Here is a 16701-nt window from a genome sequence, read left to right on the forward strand (position 1 = left end):
GGTTACCGCCTCGGCAACCGGTGCGACCAGGAGGTTCGTCATCGGAGCGGACCTCCGAACAGGATGTTGAGGGAGTCGGGGCTGTAGGCCGGCGAGAGCGGGGCCGGTGGCGGATTGTCGCGCTGTTGCTGCTGTCGACCGTGGTGAGCAAGACCTGCGGCAATGACGCCGTCCCTGGTGGGACGATTGTAGATGTCCAGGGTGGAGAGGTGTTTGTGGCCAAGGATGTGCTGGACGTAGGCCGGCGGCATCGCCGGATCGTCGAGCATCAAGAACGCCGCGGTGTGCCTCAGGTCGTGAAGCGTCCAGTTGGAGCCGAGGATCTGGTTGGCGCGGTTGAACATGGCGCGGGCCGCGTCGTAGCTCAGTGGCCGCCAGGGGCGGCGCAGAGTCCACCAAAGCCGCTGCTTGCGTCCGCGGGGAACTCCCTTGTGCCAGGCTTCTTCCTGGTAGAGCCGTAGCCAGACGAACGCGTCAGGTGTCGCGGGCAGTTCCTGGTACTCGCGAGTGCCCTTGCGAATCACCCCAATGGTCTGCCGGCCGACGACCGCGTCGTCCTGGGATGAGGTGAGCAGTTCTTCGGCACGGGCCCCAGTAGCGACCCAGAAGGCGAGCAGAGCCCGATCGCGGTGCGACCGTAAGCTGGTAAAGACCTCGGTGTACTTGTCATCGGGAATCCGGCGCGGAACCCGCTGCACGACAGTGGGACGATAAAGGCCGACGCGCTGGCGCTGATACTCGCGCTCCGGATTGTGATGAGACTGAGCACGCCCGGAGCGACGGCTGCGGACCAGGGGGAAGGGATTGACCAACAGCGCGCCGGTGTTGCACTCCAGGTGAAAGTCGTAGAACGTGCGCAGGACCGTCTCACAGTGTGCCCGCGTGCTCGCCGCGTACTTCGTGCCAACCGTCGGCTTCCCCGTCACCGGGTTCGGAGTTCCTGGCGCCGACCCGCCGCTCGGGCGTTGGAGAGAAGAAGACTCGGCAGGCCCCTTACCGCGGTGGCGCCAGTGGGGGCGTATGGGCTTGTCCACCAGTTGCATCCACAGCGTGAAGTCCCGGGCGTCCCTACGTACCGCGCGATCCCAGCGAATGCCTAATGACCACAAGAACCGCCACCACCTCAGCAGGTCCATTCCATACGAACGCACCGTCAGCGGAGAGCTGTCGGCCGCCATCAGCTCCTTGAAGTACACCGTCACCGGTTCCACCGGGGATCCGTGCACATCCAACATCCGGTACGGCTCCCAGGGATCCTCGGTCCTCAGCAACCGGCCGATCTCGGGCAGGACAAAGCTCTTCAGATCCCTTTCAGGACCATTCCGCTGGCGCATGACGGGAAGCTAGCAGAACAGCATCTGACCTGCATAAACAGCGAAGTTGGTTCGGTCAACACACCCACATCTCGACCGTGAGTTGGCCGCCGCCGGCCAGCGGCAGAATCTCGGGCCGCGCAGCGACGGTCGTCGAGGGGCCGACACCGTCGGAGTTGGTGTGCAGGACGGAGAAGACCAGGCGCCCTCCGGGTGCCAGGGCTGCGGCGAGGGCGGGCAGCAGCCGCCAGGGGTCGACGTAGGCGAAGCCGTGGATGGAGTAGATGACGTCGTACTGCTCGCACTGCCGGAGGTGCTCGACGGCGTCGCCGAGGATCAGGTTCAGGCCGGGCTGCGAACCGTAGCGAGCGGTCGCGCGCTGGTGCTGCGTCGTGGAGACGTCGACGGCGTCGACCAGAGCGCCGTGCTCGCGCGCGAGGTATGCGGCGTACTTGCCCAGGCCCGAGCCGAGGTCCAGTACCCGGCGGCCGGTGACATCGCCGAGGACCTCGACGCCGGGACCGGTCGGCCAGAATCCCCAGGTGAGACGGTCGACCTCGGCGACGGCGGTGGCTCTTTCGAGGTGGCGCGTCCCGTACGCCGTCCAGGCCGTCACGTTGGCCAGTTCCTCGCCGTTCATCTGCACTCTCCGTTTCCGACGTGGTCGAGCTGGTGCTACGGTTACCGGCTGCCTGGGCCGTTGTGGGCGAGTCCTGGTTGGGCCGGCCGGGATGGAGAACGCGGGGCCAACTCCTGAGCCGGGGCTGGGTATGTGATCCGATCCGCTCAGGAGCCCTCGGTGTTCCAGGTGAAGACGAGGCGGCTGTGCGGCTTGTCCAGCACATGCCCGGCGGGCAGCTCTCGGTCGGCGGTGCCTGCGGGGAACACGGCCAGTTCGGGGTAGCCGGTGCCACGAAGCTGCTGGTCCCACGAGCGCACCGCGGCGGCGAGCTGTTCGGCGAGGCGGGTGCCGTCGGGGCCGTAGGCGTGGGCGATGAACTCGGCCCGTCCCTCGTCGGAGCTTGCGGTGCCGGTGACCGGGGTGTGGGTGAGGTAGGCCAGGGAACCGCCACCGAGCACGGCGGCTGCGTCGGCCCCACGGGGCACGGCAGCGATGGCGGTGTCCCGGGCACGGTCGAGCGCGAGGCGGCAGAAGCCGGGCAGGGTGGTGGCGAGGTAGAGCTGCAGTGTTTCGAAGGATTCCATGGGTGCGACGGTCACGCCGGTGGGCAGTTCGTGCCGTGCACCGTGCAGTGCGTCCTCGATGCCGGACACGTCGGCCGGTTCGCCGTCCTCGAAGCGCAGTTGCAGCTCCCCGCCGCGCAGGTCGGCGACCGGGGTGGTGCGGGATGCACTGCCGAGGTCCCGTACGAACCCGCAGAACGTGAAGCCGCGGGCATGCAGCACGTCGCCGTGCTTCTGGAGGGTGATGGCGCGGGTATAGCCGTGGATCTCCAACGGCACTACCAGGTACCGGCCTTGGGCGAGCTGTTCGCGCCAGGAGGGGGCGATGTCCCAGCAGTTGTGGGTGATGACGCAGCCGTCGAACCCGGCGGCCGGAACGTGGCCGGGGGCGCCGAGGTGTCCGTCGCCGAGGAGCGCGGTGACCCGGCCGCTGCCGGCCTCGGCGGTGAACCGGCGGGTGCGCGCGACGACGTACGGGTCGATGTCGACACTCACCACCCGGCCGCCCCCGCCAACGACGTGGGCGAGGAGTTCGGCGTTATAGCCGCCCGATCCCACCTCGCACACCGTCATCCCCGGCTCCAGACGGAGGCTTTCGATCATGTCGGCCTGGAGCCAGGCGGCGGACACCGAGCTGGTGGCCTGCTCCTCGTCGTCGCGGCGCGTGACGACGGCAAGGTCGTCGTCGTACGCCGTGGCCAGGGGGCTCTCGGGCGTGAACCGGTGACGGGGCACCGCCCGCAGGGCCGCCCGGACCGCGTTCGAAGGCGCCCATCCGCCGACGATGACCCTCGCGGTCATGTCCAGCCGTAGCCTCACTGCCTGGGGCGGTTCGCCGTCCACGCGCGGGTGGATGATCGCGTGCTGGTAGGCGTGCATGGGCGGCAGACCGGGGAGGACGCCGGGCCAGACGGCATCCAGCGCCTGCGCCGACGGGGCGAAGATCCGGTCGAGGTGGGCCAGGGTGTGCAGGGGATGCCACTCCCACCGTGTGAACTTGTCCGGCTCGCGGCAGGCGAGCGTGCCGGAATGGGCGGTGACGCGGACCACGGCGGTCAGGCGGGAGATGCCCCGGTTGTCGTCCCAGAGCATGCTCAGCACATGCGCGTCGGCGGGGTCGGCGATAAGGCCGGTCTCCTCGGCCAGTTCACGCACCGCCGTCTGCTCGAACGGCTCGGACCCCTCCGTGCGCCCGCCCGGCAGTTCCCACATCCCGCTGGTGGAACGACCCAGGAGGACCCGGCCGTGGGCGTCGGTCACGACCGCGCAAGCGCCGGTCACCGCGTGCACGGAAGGCCGGTCCTTCTCCGCCAAGGCAATCTGGTTGAGGCGCGGGCCGCGCAGGACCATCATGGCGAGCCCGTCCGCGTCGAACCGCTGGACTCGTTCCCAGCTGGCACTGAGCAAGCTGATCTCGTCTTCCGCCAAGGCGATGTCCCGCTTCTCGGTAGGGGTGTTCGCGGCGAGCGGGGCGATCACGACGATCGCGCCGCCCTCGCGCAGCCGGCGTCCGAGATCGTGCATGACCCGGGTGCGGTCGCTGAGGAACGCGTACGCGAGCCGGATCGTGATCAGGTCGTAGGTGTTGTCCTCCAAGGCGGCGAGGTCGTCGCGTTCGACGTCGAGCCGGAGCCAGCGCACACCGGCCGGACCGCTGCCTTGGGCGTGTCCGAGGGCGCTGTCGGCCCAGTCCACGGCGTCGACCGTGTAACCCGTCGATGCCAGGTGGAGGGCCAACTCGCCGGTGCCGCAGCCGACTTCCAGGGCGCGACCACCGTCGCCGGGGGCTGGTACGTGTTCGGCCAGCAGTGCCCGTTCCGTGTCTCCGAGGGGGCGGAAGCGTCGTCCCTCGGCGTAGTGCGTGTCCCACTCGCCCTGCTGTGTGTATCCCAACGGGGTTGCTCCTTCTGGCGGTTCGGGTGACGGGTGGGTCATCGGTCGGTGGACAGGGCGAGGAGTTCGGCGAACAGACCGCCGCCGTGGGCGAGTTGGTCGTAGGTGCCCTGCTCGGCGATCCGGCCGCGCGTCATGACGATGATCGTGTCGGCGATCTGGGTGTTGATTAGCTGGTGGGTGACCACGATCGTCATGCGGCTGGCGGCGATCGACTTGATCTGTTCGAGGATGGCGTGCTCCCCGCGGGCGTCCATCTGGCTGGTCGGCTCGTCCAGGATCAGCAGCTCCGGCTGCCGGTACAGGGCCCGCGCGCACGCCAGGCGCTGCCACTGCCCGCCCGAGAGCTCGGTTCCGCCCCAGAACTCCCGCGCCAGCAGGGTGTCCAGGCCGTTTGGCAGTTCCTCGACGGCCTCTAGCAGGCCGACGGCTTCCAGTGCCTGCCACACCAAGTCGTCGTCGAAGGTGCGGGGTTGGCCGAGGGTGACGTTGTCGCGGACGTTCAGCGGCCACTGCGCGAAGTTCTGCGGCACGAGTCCGGAGCGTTCCCACAGTCTGTCCGGGTCGAGACCGGTGAGGTCGTGGCCGTTCCAGCGGACGGTGCCCTTGTCTGCGAGGAAGATGCCCGCGAGGAGTCGGGTCAGCGTGGACTTTCCGGAGCCGTTCTCGCCGACCACGGCGAGGATCTCCCCGCGGCGCACCGTCAGCGACACTCCGGCCACGGCCGGGGTCTCCTTGCCGGGGTAGCGGTAGACGGCCTCGTCGAGGCGGATCTCCTCCACCGGCCCGGCCAGAGCCAACTCGCCGCGTTTCGGGGCACGTTCGGCGGCGAAGGCGAGGAAGGCTTCCATGTCCGCGAGGTAGAGGGCGGTGTGGAACATGGCGGCGCCGTAGATGACGAGCTGGCTCAGGGCGGCGAGCGTGGTCTGCACGGCGACGACCGCAGTCGCGGCGATCGCCGGCTCGATGCGCCCGGTGGCGGCCAGCCAGGCGAGCGCGGCCCAGGTGACGGTGAGGAAGACACCGCCGATCGCGGAACTGGCCAGCACGACCCGCAGCGTCCTCGGCGCCATCGACAGGGTGCGCCGGTCGATGCGTTCGGAGATCGTACGGTGCCAGAACCCCAGGTAGGGGACCATGCCGTTGGCGCGGATCTCGTCGGTGAACTTCGGGCTGGTCACCCAACCCCGCATGTTCTGGCGGACGTTGCGGTCTCCGACATTGGCGTAATGCGTCTCGTAGTTGATGCGCGCGTGCAGGATCGCACCCACGGCGGCGGGTACGACGGCGAGCAGGAGTAGCGGCAGCATCAGCGGGTTCAGCACCAGGAGCACCCCGCTCGCGGTGACCATGCGGGCCACGGCTGCGGCGAAGCGGGTGGCGTCCTGCACCATCACATGGCCACGGACCACCCCCATCTCCGCGGCCTCCTGGCGGTCCGCGAAGCCGTCCTCGGCCCGGGCTGCGGCCTCCACCCGGCACACCGCCTCGACGAGCGCGCTGTCCGCCTCCGTGGTCAGCCGGGGTGTGATCCGCCCGTCCGCGTACGCGGAGAACGCGCTCGCGATCCGGCCGGCTGCCGCGGCGATGGCGATGCCCAGCAGCGCGGGCAGCGCCTGGTGCAGCCGTTCGGCCACTGGCCCGGCGGCCAGGATCGGCTGCATGGCGTGCCGGGTGTAGGTCAGCAGCAGGCCGGCAGCTACGGCGGTCAGTACCGTGCAGGCGGCCAGCAGCAGGACCGCGGACCGGTCGGTGGCCCACGCCATCCGCGCGGTCTGGCCCAGCACCCGAGGCAGCCGGGCGCACATCTGCCCGAACGACGCCTCGTCCAGAGGGTTCTTGGCATACCGGCCCTCGTAGCGGATCTCCGCCGGCGCCGGCGGCGGCACGGCCGCCCGCGCACCGCGGCCAGGCGGTCCGGCGTTGGGCGGGGTGTTCTGGGCGGGGACGAGATTGCGGTTCACGAGCCACCCCCGCTCGCGGGGACGGTGATGGTGCCGAACCGCCGGCCGGCGCGGAAATTCTCCAGAACCTGCCGGGTGTAGGGGTGGCAGTCGGCGGGCGGATCTGCGGGATCGACCCACAGGATCTGGTCGTGCTTGCGGGGCTCGGCGTTGTGCGGCTCTCCCTGCCACCGGTACGCAACGAACACGACCCCGATCACCCGCACACCGTCGCCGTCGAGGTAGTGCACCACCTGCCCGAACTCCAGGTCGTCGGCGGCGACACGGATCCCGGTCTCCTCGGCCAGTTCACGCAGGGCACCCTCGTCGAGGAACTCGCCGGCTTCGAGTTTTCCGCCGACCACGGTGACCTGGTTCGCGCTGGTCTTCGACGTCGCGTTGTGCCGCACCGCCAGGATGCGCCCGTCGCCGCGCACCAGTAGCACCATCACGTTCGACGGACTCAGATACGGATCACTCACGCGGGCTGCACCTCCAGCCGGGCCAGCGTCGCCCGCCCGCGCTCGACGATCTCGCGGTCCTCGTTGGGCACGCCCCAGGAAATGGCGCTCGCCGCATCCAGCGCAGACAGGCAGCGCAGCGCCCGCTCCTCCTCGCCGGTGAGCTCCCGGCCGTACCCGGTCCAGAACGCCTCCCCCAGAACGGGATGCCCGGCCCAGGGGCCGCAGGCGAGGGGGACGACATCGGCGACCACGGCGTGCGGGCGGGCGCGCTCCAGGTCCACAGCCCCGAACACACTGCTCCGCCGGTCCGTGTCCAGCAGCCAGTTGCGGGCCTGGAAGTCTCCGTGGATGTATCCGGCGGGGAGCGCTCCGACGTGTTCGAGCGCGGCGGCATGCCGACGAACGGTCCGCTGTTCGACGGGGCTGATCAGGTCACCGGCCCGTTCCAGGTGCTTGTCGGCGCCAGCAGCGGCGCGGGCGATCTCGGCGGCGGCGTCCAAGCGGTCCTGGACGCAGAGATCGCCCTCTCCGCCGTGGAAGCGCCGCAGCCAACTGCCGGCCTGCCGGTGCAGGGCGCACTGCTCGGCGGAGGTGAGGGACAGCGACTTCACCGGGCAGCCCGCGACCGGGGAGAGGAGCAGCGCCTGCTGAAGCGGGTCGGCTCCCCGAAGTAAGGGGACGGTGCCTGGTTGAAGACCGGGTGCCACTTCGCGCAGGGCGCGGGTCTCCCGGCCGAAGAACGCCGGGTTCGGGGACAGCTTCGCGAAGACCCGACCGGTATCACAAGTCAGCTCCCACACACGGGAGTCGGGGCGGTCGTGGGAGAAATTGCGTGCGGACCGTACCGGGCCGGCGACGCCCTGGGCCCATTCCCGGAGAGCGGGCGGGATCGGATGGCCGACGCTCATGCCCCCCACCTCGGTGTCGGACGTGACATATCCGCGAGGGGCGACACGGCAACACAGGCACCGACCGGCACACGGGAACGAGCAGCCGCGCGCGCGGCCTCGGGCCGTCCAGGGACACGATGGGTGAAAACGGGGGTGGGGCGCATGATTCCTCCTGCGATCGACGGTGCGAACGAACGAGCGTGTACCGGTGCCAGCACGGACGACGGCCACCGGTATCAATCGCCAACAGGGCGGCGGGCAGGCCAGGTTGGGGATGACTGATGATGACCGGGACAACGAGCCGACCGCCGCTTTCGAACGCGCGTGTTTGAGTCGCGTCCCCACCCCACAGTTACGGGGCGCGGGCATCGCGCACCCCGAATTCAGCGGCCCACGGGGGTCCCGGTCGTGGCCGAATCGCCGAGGACCGGCACCCCCAAGCCACGAAACGCGACGGCGTTGACGGCATAGATCAGGTCGTACGGCACGGCGGTGCTGAGATACTTGGCGGCATCCGCCACGACCAGCCGCAGCCCGGGTAGATCGCCGTAACGGGAGCGGGCACGCTGGATCTGCGTGGGTGAGGAGTCGACGGCGTCCACCACCGCGCTGAGGTCGCGGGCGAGATGGGCGGCGTGGCGGGCGGGACCGCAGCCCAGATTTAGCACTCGCCGGGCTTCGAGGACACCGAGGATCGCGTCGCCCGGCCCGGTATAGGAAGGGCCCCAGCCGATCTGCTCCACCTCCGTGAGCGGGGTGAGGCGCTGGATGTGGTGGTGGCCGTAGGCAGTCCAGGCGTCTGTGTTGATCGACTCCGGGGAATTGCCTGCGCTACGTGGATCCTCGGGGCCCCAATTGTGGAGCTGCTCCATCAACATGCCTCCCAGCGCGGAAAGTTGGGGCCTCTAGGTGAGTGCTGTCCATCGTGTTGCGGTCCCGAAGTTGTTGCGGCGCAAGGACTGTCGGCGCCGGTGAGTACAGCCGTGTGAACGGCCGCACCGCATGCTCCAGCAGCCGGAACTGCGCGGACGGGGCGCGTAGTTGTGGCGTGCGTGGACAATTCCGCCAAGGAAACCTTCAGCCGTGGAGTGGGCAAGACTGGCCCGTGCCGTGCCGGCGGCGCGGCAACCGGGAGTCCGTGGATGGCGGACAAGGCGGGCAGCGCCGGTAACAGAAGAACGCGGGAGGTGGAACGTGCCGTGTGGGCCGTATCGAGACTGATCGCCGCCATCATCGGTTCCGATCATCCCGTGGGCTTACAGCCGCAGGATGGTGCCCTTGCGATCCGAGGGTCCGCCGCCCTGCGGTCCCTGCGCGCCGCCGGTTCCGGCTTCGGCCGTGCTGGTGCCGGGAGGCTCAGCCATGAGCCGGGTGAGCGCTTTGGCCAGTTTGCCCTGGACCTCCTCGGTGAGGTCTTTCCCCTCTGCGGTGACCACGCGGACTGAGTTGGTGCTGGCGACGCAGACGCCTTTCCTCCCGCTGCGGCGCTGGGTCTCGAAGGCCAGGTGCAGGGCCGCCTTCGAGGAAGAGATGGCGATCACGTACCGCCCCTTGTCATCACGTCCGACGCAGACGGCAATGTCCTCCCGTCCGGCCAACCGCCTCTCGCACTGCTCCAGGTTTTGGAGGATCTCCATCGGGAGCGCGTCCTGTTCGCTGAGCGGGGTCAGGACGGGAAGTACTGCCGGCTGGGACGCGTCAGAGGACAGACGCTCCAGGAGTGCGTCGTACTCCTCCCACGTTGCCGTGGCGAGGCGTCGTTCGCCGTCCTGGAACAACTGGTAGTCGGACCGCTTCCATCCTCTGCTGCTACGTCGGAAGACGGTCTCGATCCGCAGACGGCCGTTGACGTGGGTGAGGCGGATGGCAGCCTCGCCATCATGGGTGATCACCGGAGAGACCGCGGTCCTGCGGGTCATCACATCGGCCTCGCGCTGCACCGGCAGCGGTATGAACGGTCTCTGCTCCGAGGTGATTTGGTGTGTGACGGGCACTGCTGGTGTTTCCTTCTGGTCGAAAGAATGGAAAGGGCGTGCATGGTCCTGCACTACGCGGCGAGGGCCATGCGCATGAGCGAGCCGAAACGGCACCGCGGGTCCATGGCGAACAGCCAGATAACCGGAGTGATGCGGTCGACCAGTCGGCTGGTCCTACCGTTCATCTCATTGGCTGGCGCTACTCGACGGGTCTGCGTCCGGGACCCGAGTGAGTCCGAGGCGGAGGGTCAGGAGGCGGGCCTGGTCGAGCGTGAGGCCCAGAGTCACCTGGTCGGGTTCGTGTGCGCACCCAGGGACAGCCCCGGCCAGTACGAGGGAGCCGACGGCACCCGTGATGAGCAAGGCGAGATGGTCGGCGAAGCGGCGCAGGTCGCCGTCAAGGTTGAGGTCGAGTCCGGCGTCGAGGTGCGGAGCACCGAGCAGGCCAGCGAGCGTGGTCGCAGTGCCCTGTTCGGCGCTGTCCCTCAGAATTACGACGATGCTGTCGACGAGTACGTGGACGGTGTGTTCCAGTCCGTGATCGGCCAGCACCTTGTGCAAGCCAGTGGCCGTGGTCTGGGCACGGATGTGAGGCCCCAGCAGCACGCTGATCAGAAGCTCGACAGCGGAGGCGGTGCGCAGGTCGATGACGATGTTGTCCATGTCGTCGAGGCGCGCACTCGCATCAACGGCCTCCTTCTCCAGCCAGGCCGCAGCCTCCTCAGGCGAGGCGAAGGGCATCTTGCTGCCCGTGTACAGCGTTGCGGAAACGAGAGCGGGGGCGAGGCCGGTGTCGACGCGTGCAGTGAAGTCGGCGCCTTCGAACGCCTCATCGAGCCGACGGCGCAGGCACGCAGGGCCAGCGGCTTCGGCACCATCGTGATTGTGCGGGTGGTGGGGTGCGAGTGGATCGGACATCGGACCGTACCGTGCCCCTTCTGTCTCTTCATCGGCTTAGAGCGTGTCTGGCAGGACGGCCTGACGCGCGGGTCGGGCTACGCGGCCCTGCCCAGTTGGCGATCGACTCGGTCGAGGTCGTAGCAGCTGATGGTGATGGCGTGATCAGTCCACCGCGGCACGTCGCCGGTGGCGATGACCTCGAAGTCGATCAGAGCCGATGCCAGGTCCGGGGTGCTGAGCTGCCAGTCGATGCGCCGCAGGGGGCCTTGGTCGGTTCGTTGGAGGCTGGAGGTGGGGGTCAGGGCCTGGCGACGGCCCAGGACGGTGGCGGCGTGGTGGGCGAGGTCGGTGTAGACGGGCCGCGCGCCGCCGGTGAGGATCTCGCTGGGGCGGGTGTCGGAGACCCGTCGGCCGTCGCGCTCGATGGTGCGGTGCTGGAAGTGCACGCGGTCCTCGACCATGTCCCAGTCGATCGGGTCAGAGATCTCGTCGGCGGTGCGGTGGGGGTAGCTGTTGGCGTCCATGCCGATCAGGACAGTGTTGCCGTGGTCGGCATAGGTGGTGAGCCGGCGGGCTTCGGTGGCCCGCAGGTCGGGATCGAAATGGGTCAGGTGGGCCGAGGCGAGGTGCAGTGTTCTGTGACTGCCCTTGCGGCGGATCTGGACGTGGCAGATCTGTTTCCAGGGCAGGTCGTCGGTGGTGTGGGCGACGATGTCGAACAGGCCGGGGTCGACCATCACCCCCGTAGGATTCTTGCTGCGCCCTTCGATTTCGTCGCCCATGAACGGGATCAGGCCGCCGAGCGCGTGCGCCTCCGCGTACAGGGCGCGTTTGCCGTTGGCGCCCGCTCCCGACAGTTCCTGCCGGTGGACGATGTGCGGCTTGTACTGCGCGAGGATCTCGGTCGGACTGGGAGAGTGGTTCCGGCCATCGACCGGGGCTTGTCCGTTTTTCTGGATGTTCCAGGACGCGACTACGAGCACGTCAGGCTTCATGTGGTCTCCGTGTTCTGGGGCAGCAGTGGGATGAACGGGTCAGGAGTGGCCCTACGGCGAGCGCGGCCGTCCGGGTGCAGGCCGCGCCGACCGTGCTCATCGGGAGCGGCGGTTCCCGGCCGAAGGAGTGGTGATGGCCTTTTCGACGTCCCAGCGGTCGGTGTGAATCCGCTGGTGGAGACGGATGAGGTCCACTCGGCATCGCCGATCAGCGACCCACTGGGTCAACGTCTTGTTCTCGCCGAACGCCGGGTAGTACTGCGCCCAGCCCGCGGGCCTCTCGGGCGGCTTCCTGGGTGAGGCCCTGCCCCCAGAAGGACGATCCAATGAGGCTGCGACGTGTACGGATCGCCCATGCTCGCTGGTGAGGCCGGCCAGGGCGAGGCCCTTGAGTACGGCGTGGACGACCTCGCCGCCGGTCTTGTATCCCGTCGCGATGACGGCGCTGTTGAGGATGGCGCCGGGCGGTATCTCGCCGTCGAGGATGGACTCGCTCAGCCTGCGGTACACCCCCTCAGCCTGGCTGGCAGCTTTCGGATCGAGGCCGCTGACCTCGCTCAGGCGGAGGCCGGCCGAATCGGCATCGGTGGACACGGGATTCCTTTGGTGGCCCGACAGGACGGATGGACACGGTGACCTGGCCAAGGTCAGCGGCGTACGGCGCGCGTGCCGTACGGCCGGATCTGCCCTTCTGCGGCGAAGTGCCGTCGGAGGCAGCGTGGCGATGAACGAGGTTCGGCGTGCTAGCGCTTGAGGGCGATGCCGCCGTGGATGTTCGTGGGCTTCGGGGAGGTGGTGGGATCGGGGTCGGGGCGCCACAGGGGGCAGGAGACGATGCCGGGGAGCAGCACGTCCAAACCCTCGTAGAACGCGGCGAGTTGCTCCGGATTGCGCAGGACGTAGGGAATGGCTCCGGTGTCGTCGTAGCCCTGTTGGGCGTCCCGGAGATCGGCGTCGGTGTCGACGCCGTCGTAGTGCACGAAATAGCTGCCGGAGGGTAGGGCGGCCTGAAGATAGCGGGCGATGGACGTGGCTTCGTCGTAGTCCTGGATGTGCCCGAGGATCCCCATGAGCATCAGGGCGATGGGCTGCTCGAAGTCCAGGATGCCGCGCGCCGTGTGGAGGATCTTCTCGGGCTCGTGGAGATCCGCGTCGATGTAGTCGGTGACGCCCTGGGGTGTCGTGCTGTAGAGGAGGGCCCGCGCATGGGCCAGGACCTGCGGGTCGTTGTCGACGTACACGATCCGGGCTTCCGGCGCGATGCGTTGGGCGACCTCGTGGGTGTTGTTGCCTGAGGGCAGGCCGGTGCCGATGTCCAAAAACTGCCGGATGCCCAGCTCACGGGTGAGCGCCGTGACCGCGCGGACCAGGTACTCGCGGGACTCACGGGCCATCGTCGCGACCTGGGGGGCGATCGCAAGATAGGCGTCGCCCGCCTCTTGGTCCACGTCGTAGTAGTCCTTGCCGCCCGCCCAGTAGTTCCAGACGCGTGCCGAGTTGGCGACGGAGGAGTCGATGATGTCGGGCAAGAGGTTCTCCGGGGGTGTGCTGCGGTCCGGCCGGTGACCGGACGCAAGCCGCGGGGGTGTGGAGGGGCCGGTTCCCGGAGGCGGGAACCGGGGTGGCGCGGGGCCCGTCGTGGTGTCCGCCGCCGTCGGCGGACACCACGACGGGGGTCTGTCGGTTCAGGCGGCGGCGCGGCCGAGGACGACGGGCAGGCGCTGGTGGCCGTTGGAGACGAAGCTCGTCAAGGGCTGGAGGCTGCCGGGGTCGGTGGCGAGCCGAAGGTTGGGGAAGCGCGCGAAGAGGGCCGCTAGGGCAATCCGGCCCTCCGTGCGGGCGAGTTCGGAGCCCACGCAGAGGTGGGTTGCGTAGCCGAAGGCGAGGTGGTCGCGGGGGCGTTCGCGGGTCACGTCGAAGGCGTCAGCATTGTCGTGGTGCTGCGGATCGCGGCCGGCCGCCGCGTAGTTGATGACGATGACGTCGCCCTGGGCGAAAACTAGACCGGTCGGCCGGTCGACGACCTCGCGGACGGCGAAACGCGCGGGGATCGTCGCGATGGGCGCTTGGTGACGCAGGATCTCCTCGACGACCAGGGCCCATGAGATCTCGCCGGTGGTAGCGAGGGCGAGCTGTTCAGGGTGGGTGATGAGGCTGACGATGCCGTTGTCCAGCAGGTTGACCGTCGTTTCGTGTCCCGCGCCGATCAGGAGCAGGAGGCTGTCCGCCAACTCCTGCTCCGTCAGGCTGCCCTCGTCGTGCGCAGTGATGAGCCCGGAGGTGACGTCCTCACCAGGGGTGCGGCGCTTGTGGTCGATCAGCTTGGCGATGAGCTCGTAGACGCGGCCAGGGGCGGCCTTCGCCGCGTCGGGAGTCAGATTGGTGGCGAAGAGCAAGCCAATCGCGTCGCGGAAGGGGTCGTGCAGCTCTTCGGGGGCGCCGAGCATGATGTTGGCGACCAGCAGCGGCAGACGCCAGGCGAAGCGGGCGCGCAGGTCCACGACCTCGTCCGGGCCGGCGGTCTGGAGGTCGTCGAGGAGGGCGTGCGTGATGGCGTCGACCTGCGGGATCAGTACCTTCACCCGGCGCGGGCTGAAGGCGGCGGCCAGGGGGCGGCGCAGCCGGGTGTGCTCGCTCCCGTACGCGGTCAGGGCGTTGATGACGTCGACCCACGGGCGGAACACCCACGTGTCGGGTATCTGCCCGTTGATGTAGGCGGGCCAGTGCTGGTGGGCGTCCTTGGAGATGTCGGGGTGCAGGAGCAGGCGGCGGATGAGGTCGGGGTCGGTGACCGACCAGGCGGGGATGTTGTCGGGGAGCAGGACGCGGGTGGCCGGGCCGAGAGCGCGCAGGGCGGCGGCTTCGCCGTGGATGTCCGAGCCGGTGGTGTCGAGGCGGTAGGGGCATCCGGTGGCGGGGGTCTGGGCGGTGGTCATGGCGGTCACCTTCCGTACAGGGCGGGTCGGGTCGTGTCTGGCTGGAACTGGGCGGGCAGTGACGTGGGCCCGGCCAGGAACGGTCCGGGCAGGGTGGGCACGTCGGACCGGTTGATGGTGAGAGCGAGTTTGGGCAGGCGGTCGAGGGCGCGTTCGACGGCGGTCTGGCCGATGATCCGTGCGATGCCCGGGGCCGGGCAGCCGTGGGCGCCGGCGGAGAAGGCGTGGTGGCCGCGGTTGCCCGCGAAGCTGCTGGGCGAGGTGCCGACGAAGAGGTCCGGGTCGTTGTTGGCGGCGGCGAACGAGCAGAGAATCGGGTAGCCGGGCTGGACGAGGACGCCCTGGATCAGCTGGGGGCCGCGCGCGTACAGGGGGGAGTAGTTGGCGACGGGCGGGTTCTTCCACAGCACCGCTTCGAGGGCGGCTTCCACGGGGCGGACGCCGGTGTGGACGCTGCCGGCGAACTGCGGGTCGGTGATGATGTCGAGCAGGGCGCTGCCGATGTATTCGGTCGTGGGGGGAGCGGCTGCGCCGAACAGGAGAAGGAGGGTCTGCACCATCTCCTCGTCGGTGAGGCCGCCTTGGATCAGGTAGCTGATGACGTCCGAGCCGGGGCGGGCGCGCTTGCGGCGGGTGAGTTCCAGGCAGGCCGCTTCAAGGTCCGCGTTGGCCTGGGCCGCGTCGTCGCCGGCGTCGAAGACACGGCTGACCGCGTGGATGATGCGTTCGCCGAGGGCGGGTGGGCAGTCGAACATGCCGATCACGGTCAGCATCGGCAGCGGGCCCGCGTACTGGGCCATGAGATCCGCGTGCCCCGCCGCGGCGATGGCGTCGAGCAGTTGGTCGGCGATCTGGGCGACGGAGTCGCCCAGCGCGAATGTGTCGACCCGGTCGAGGGCACTGGTGATGGCGTGGCGCAGCCGGAGGTGTTCGGCGCCGTCCTTCCACAGGGCGTTGTCGCGCGGCCCCATCATCATGAGGGCTGGACTGTTGGCCGGGACCTGGCCGAGCTGGAGTGCCCTCCAGTGTGCCGGGTCCTTTGCGAACAGGTCCGGGTTGTTGCGCACGAGGTAGCTGACGGACCAGTGGGTGACGGCCAGGTATCCGTAGACACCGTGGTGGATCTCGACCGGAGCGACCGGGGCCTGTGCGCGCAGGCGGGCGTAGGTGGCGTGGGGGTCGGCGCTGAAGGTGGGGCCGAAGATGGGCAGCGGCCTGTCGGGCGGCGGGGCCGGCGCGGACACCGGGCACTGCGGGACTCCGGGCTGGGGACGGGTGGTCATCGGCTGGGCTCCGGCGTCAGGGTGAGGAGGTGTGTGATGAGTGCGATCAGCGCGTCGCGGCAGCTGCTTCGGTCGCGGGCGTCGCAGGTCACGACCGGGGTCGTGGCCTCCAGGCGCATCACCTCGCGCAGCCGGTCCGCGGTCGGCTCGGGAGCGCCGTCGAACCGGTTGATGGCCACCGCGTAGGGCAGGCCGAGGTCCTCAATGAGTTCGAGGATGGGATAGGTGTCGTCGAGGCGACGAGTGTCGGCCAGGAGGAGCACGCCGAGCGCACCGTGGGCCAGGTCCTGGAGGATGGGGAAGAAGCGGGGCTGCCCTGGTGCACCGAACAGATAGAGGACGAGGTTGTCATTCAGGTGCAGGCGGCCGAAGTCCATGGCCACCGTGGTCTTCGTCTTGCCGGGCAGGTCCGTGCGGTCGACGTCCGCACCTGCGCTCGTCATGGTTTCCTCGGTCGTGACGGGCCGGATCTGGGACACGCTGCCGATCAGCGTGGTCTTCCCGGCCGAGAGGTGACCGGCGACGAGGATCTTCGTGGTCACCTCGGTCCCGCGCAGGACCGGCGCGGGTTCAGAGCTTGTGCAGCCCTTCAAGGACAGCCTCCAGCAGCGTTCGGTCGGGGGCTTCGGCGGCTTCGTGGATGCGCCCCGCGGTCGTGATGTGTCCGGTTTCCATGAGGTCCGCGAGCAGGATGCGGACTACGCATATGGGCAGGTTCAGGAGGGCGCCGAGTTCGGCGACCGACTGGGCACTGCGGGCGAGCAGGTCGAGGATCGCGTTCTGCTCGTGATTGAGCTGGGCCCGGCCGGGCTGAGGGGAATAGGGAGACAGGGCAACGAGGGTGACGAAGTCAAACGTGTTGCGGCTGGCCGTGGCACGGCCACCGGTGACCACGTATGTCCGTACCAGCGGGTCACCGCCGT

16 protein-coding genes are annotated in these 16701 nt (G+C 69.1%); all 16 read right to left on the minus strand.

Going from position 1 to position 16701, the window contains the following annotated elements; genetic code table 11:
* Positions 1-38 precede the first annotated feature (38 nt).
* The gene (locus tag SSP08S_RS26910) at positions 39-1334 is read right to left on the minus strand and encodes a tyrosine-type recombinase/integrase (protein ID WP_019070743.1); all 1296 of its coding nucleotides are present in this window, start codon (positions 1332-1334) and stop codon (positions 39-41) included.
* Between the two features lie 55 nt (positions 1335-1389).
* Positions 1390-1953: an SAM-dependent methyltransferase gene (locus SSP08S_RS26915; protein ID WP_019070744.1), complete on the minus strand. Its 564-nt coding sequence runs from the start codon at positions 1951-1953 to the stop codon at positions 1390-1392.
* 146 nt (positions 1954-2099) lie between these two features.
* The gene (gene fxlM / locus SSP08S_RS56010; protein ID WP_019070745.1) at positions 2100-4391 is read right to left on the minus strand and encodes a methyltransferase, FxLD system; all 2292 of its coding nucleotides are present in this window, start codon (positions 4389-4391) and stop codon (positions 2100-2102) included.
* Between the two features lie 38 nt (positions 4392-4429).
* Positions 4430-6280: an ATP-binding cassette domain-containing protein gene (locus tag SSP08S_RS26925; RefSeq protein ID WP_051105993.1), complete on the minus strand. Its 1851-nt coding sequence runs from the start codon at positions 6278-6280 to the stop codon at positions 4430-4432.
* Between the two features lie 71 nt (positions 6281-6351).
* Positions 6352-6816, minus strand: a complete 465-nt coding sequence (locus tag SSP08S_RS26930; RefSeq protein WP_019070747.1) for an NUDIX domain-containing protein — start codon at positions 6814-6816, stop codon at positions 6352-6354.
* Positions 6813-7706 carry a phosphotransferase gene (locus SSP08S_RS26935; protein ID WP_019070748.1) on the minus strand — a complete coding sequence of 298 codons (894 nt, stop codon included), beginning with the start codon at positions 7704-7706 and terminating at the stop codon, positions 6813-6815. Before SSP08S_RS26935 ends, SSP08S_RS26930 begins: the two co-directional genes overlap by 4 nt.
* Before the next feature lie 365 nt (positions 7707-8071).
* Positions 8072-8560 (minus strand): class I SAM-dependent methyltransferase, encoded by a 489-nt coding sequence (locus tag SSP08S_RS56015; protein ID WP_019070749.1) that lies wholly within the window; start codon positions 8558-8560, stop codon positions 8072-8074.
* A 384-nt stretch (positions 8561-8944) separates the two neighbouring features.
* Positions 8945-9628, minus strand: coding sequence for a hypothetical protein (locus SSP08S_RS26945; protein WP_051105994.1), 684 nt, complete (start codon positions 9626-9628; stop codon positions 8945-8947).
* A 222-nt stretch (positions 9629-9850) separates the two neighbouring features.
* Positions 9851-10582, minus strand: a complete 732-nt coding sequence (locus SSP08S_RS26955; protein WP_019070752.1) for a hypothetical protein — start codon at positions 10580-10582, stop codon at positions 9851-9853.
* A gap of 77 nt (positions 10583-10659) precedes the next feature.
* Positions 10660-11559, minus strand: coding sequence for a hypothetical protein (locus SSP08S_RS26960; protein WP_019070753.1), 900 nt, complete (start codon positions 11557-11559; stop codon positions 10660-10662).
* A 96-nt stretch (positions 11560-11655) separates the two neighbouring features.
* Positions 11656-12153: a GntR family transcriptional regulator gene (locus tag SSP08S_RS26965; RefSeq protein WP_019070754.1), complete on the minus strand. Its 498-nt coding sequence runs from the start codon at positions 12151-12153 to the stop codon at positions 11656-11658.
* Positions 12154-12302: 149 nt separating this feature from the next.
* Positions 12303-13088, minus strand: coding sequence for an SAM-dependent methyltransferase (locus SSP08S_RS26970; RefSeq protein WP_019070755.1), 786 nt, complete (start codon positions 13086-13088; stop codon positions 12303-12305).
* Positions 13089-13244: 156 nt separating this feature from the next.
* The gene (locus SSP08S_RS26975; RefSeq protein ID WP_019070756.1) at positions 13245-14495 is read right to left on the minus strand and encodes a cytochrome P450 family protein; all 1251 of its coding nucleotides are present in this window, start codon (positions 14493-14495) and stop codon (positions 13245-13247) included.
* Positions 14496-14500: 5 nt separating this feature from the next.
* Complete coding sequence (locus SSP08S_RS26980) at positions 14501-15778, minus strand: cytochrome P450 family protein (protein ID WP_019070757.1); 1278 nt, start codon at positions 15776-15778, stop codon at positions 14501-14503.
* Positions 15775-16320 carry a GTP-binding protein gene (locus SSP08S_RS26985; protein WP_019070758.1) on the minus strand — a complete coding sequence of 182 codons (546 nt, stop codon included), beginning with the start codon at positions 16318-16320 and terminating at the stop codon, positions 15775-15777. Before SSP08S_RS26985 ends, SSP08S_RS26980 begins: the two co-directional genes overlap by 4 nt.
* Positions 16321-16348: 28 nt before the next feature.
* A complete protein-coding gene (locus tag SSP08S_RS26990) occupies positions 16349-16672 on the minus strand; it encodes a DUF742 domain-containing protein (RefSeq protein ID WP_245607960.1) in 324 nt (107 codons plus the stop codon).
* Positions 16673-16701: the final 29 nt, after the last annotated feature.

This window comes from Streptomyces hokutonensis, from assembly GCF_000376565.1.
GTDB classification, from domain to species: domain Bacteria; phylum Actinomycetota; class Actinomycetes; order Streptomycetales; family Streptomycetaceae; genus Streptomyces; species Streptomyces hokutonensis.

What these genes read in the sequence shown, in the direction of transcription:
- SSP08S_RS26910 (WP_019070743.1), bottom strand. Translation starts at nt 1,334, where the DNA reads ATGCGCCAGCGGAATGGTCCTGAAAGGGATCTGAAGAGCTTTGTCCTG.
- SSP08S_RS26915 (WP_019070744.1), bottom strand. Translation starts at nt 1,953, where the DNA reads ATGAACGGCGAGGAACTGGCCAACGTGACGGCCTGGACGGCGTACGGG.
- SSP08S_RS26935 (WP_019070748.1), bottom strand. Translation starts at nt 7,706, where the DNA reads ATGAGCGTCGGCCATCCGATCCCGCCCGCTCTCCGGGAATGGGCCCAG.
- SSP08S_RS56015 (WP_019070749.1), bottom strand. Translation starts at nt 8,560, where the DNA reads ATGGAGCAGCTCCACAATTGGGGCCCCGAGGATCCACGTAGCGCAGGC.
- SSP08S_RS26955 (WP_019070752.1), bottom strand. Translation starts at nt 10,582, where the DNA reads ATGTCCGATCCACTCGCACCCCACCACCCGCACAATCACGATGGTGCC.
- SSP08S_RS26960 (WP_019070753.1), bottom strand. Translation starts at nt 11,559, where the DNA reads ATGAAGCCTGACGTGCTCGTAGTCGCGTCCTGGAACATCCAGAAAAAC.
- SSP08S_RS26975 (WP_019070756.1), bottom strand. Translation starts at nt 14,495, where the DNA reads ATGACCACCGCCCAGACCCCCGCCACCGGATGCCCCTACCGCCTCGAC.
- SSP08S_RS26980 (WP_019070757.1), bottom strand. Translation starts at nt 15,778, where the DNA reads ATGACCACCCGTCCCCAGCCCGGAGTCCCGCAGTGCCCGGTGTCCGCG.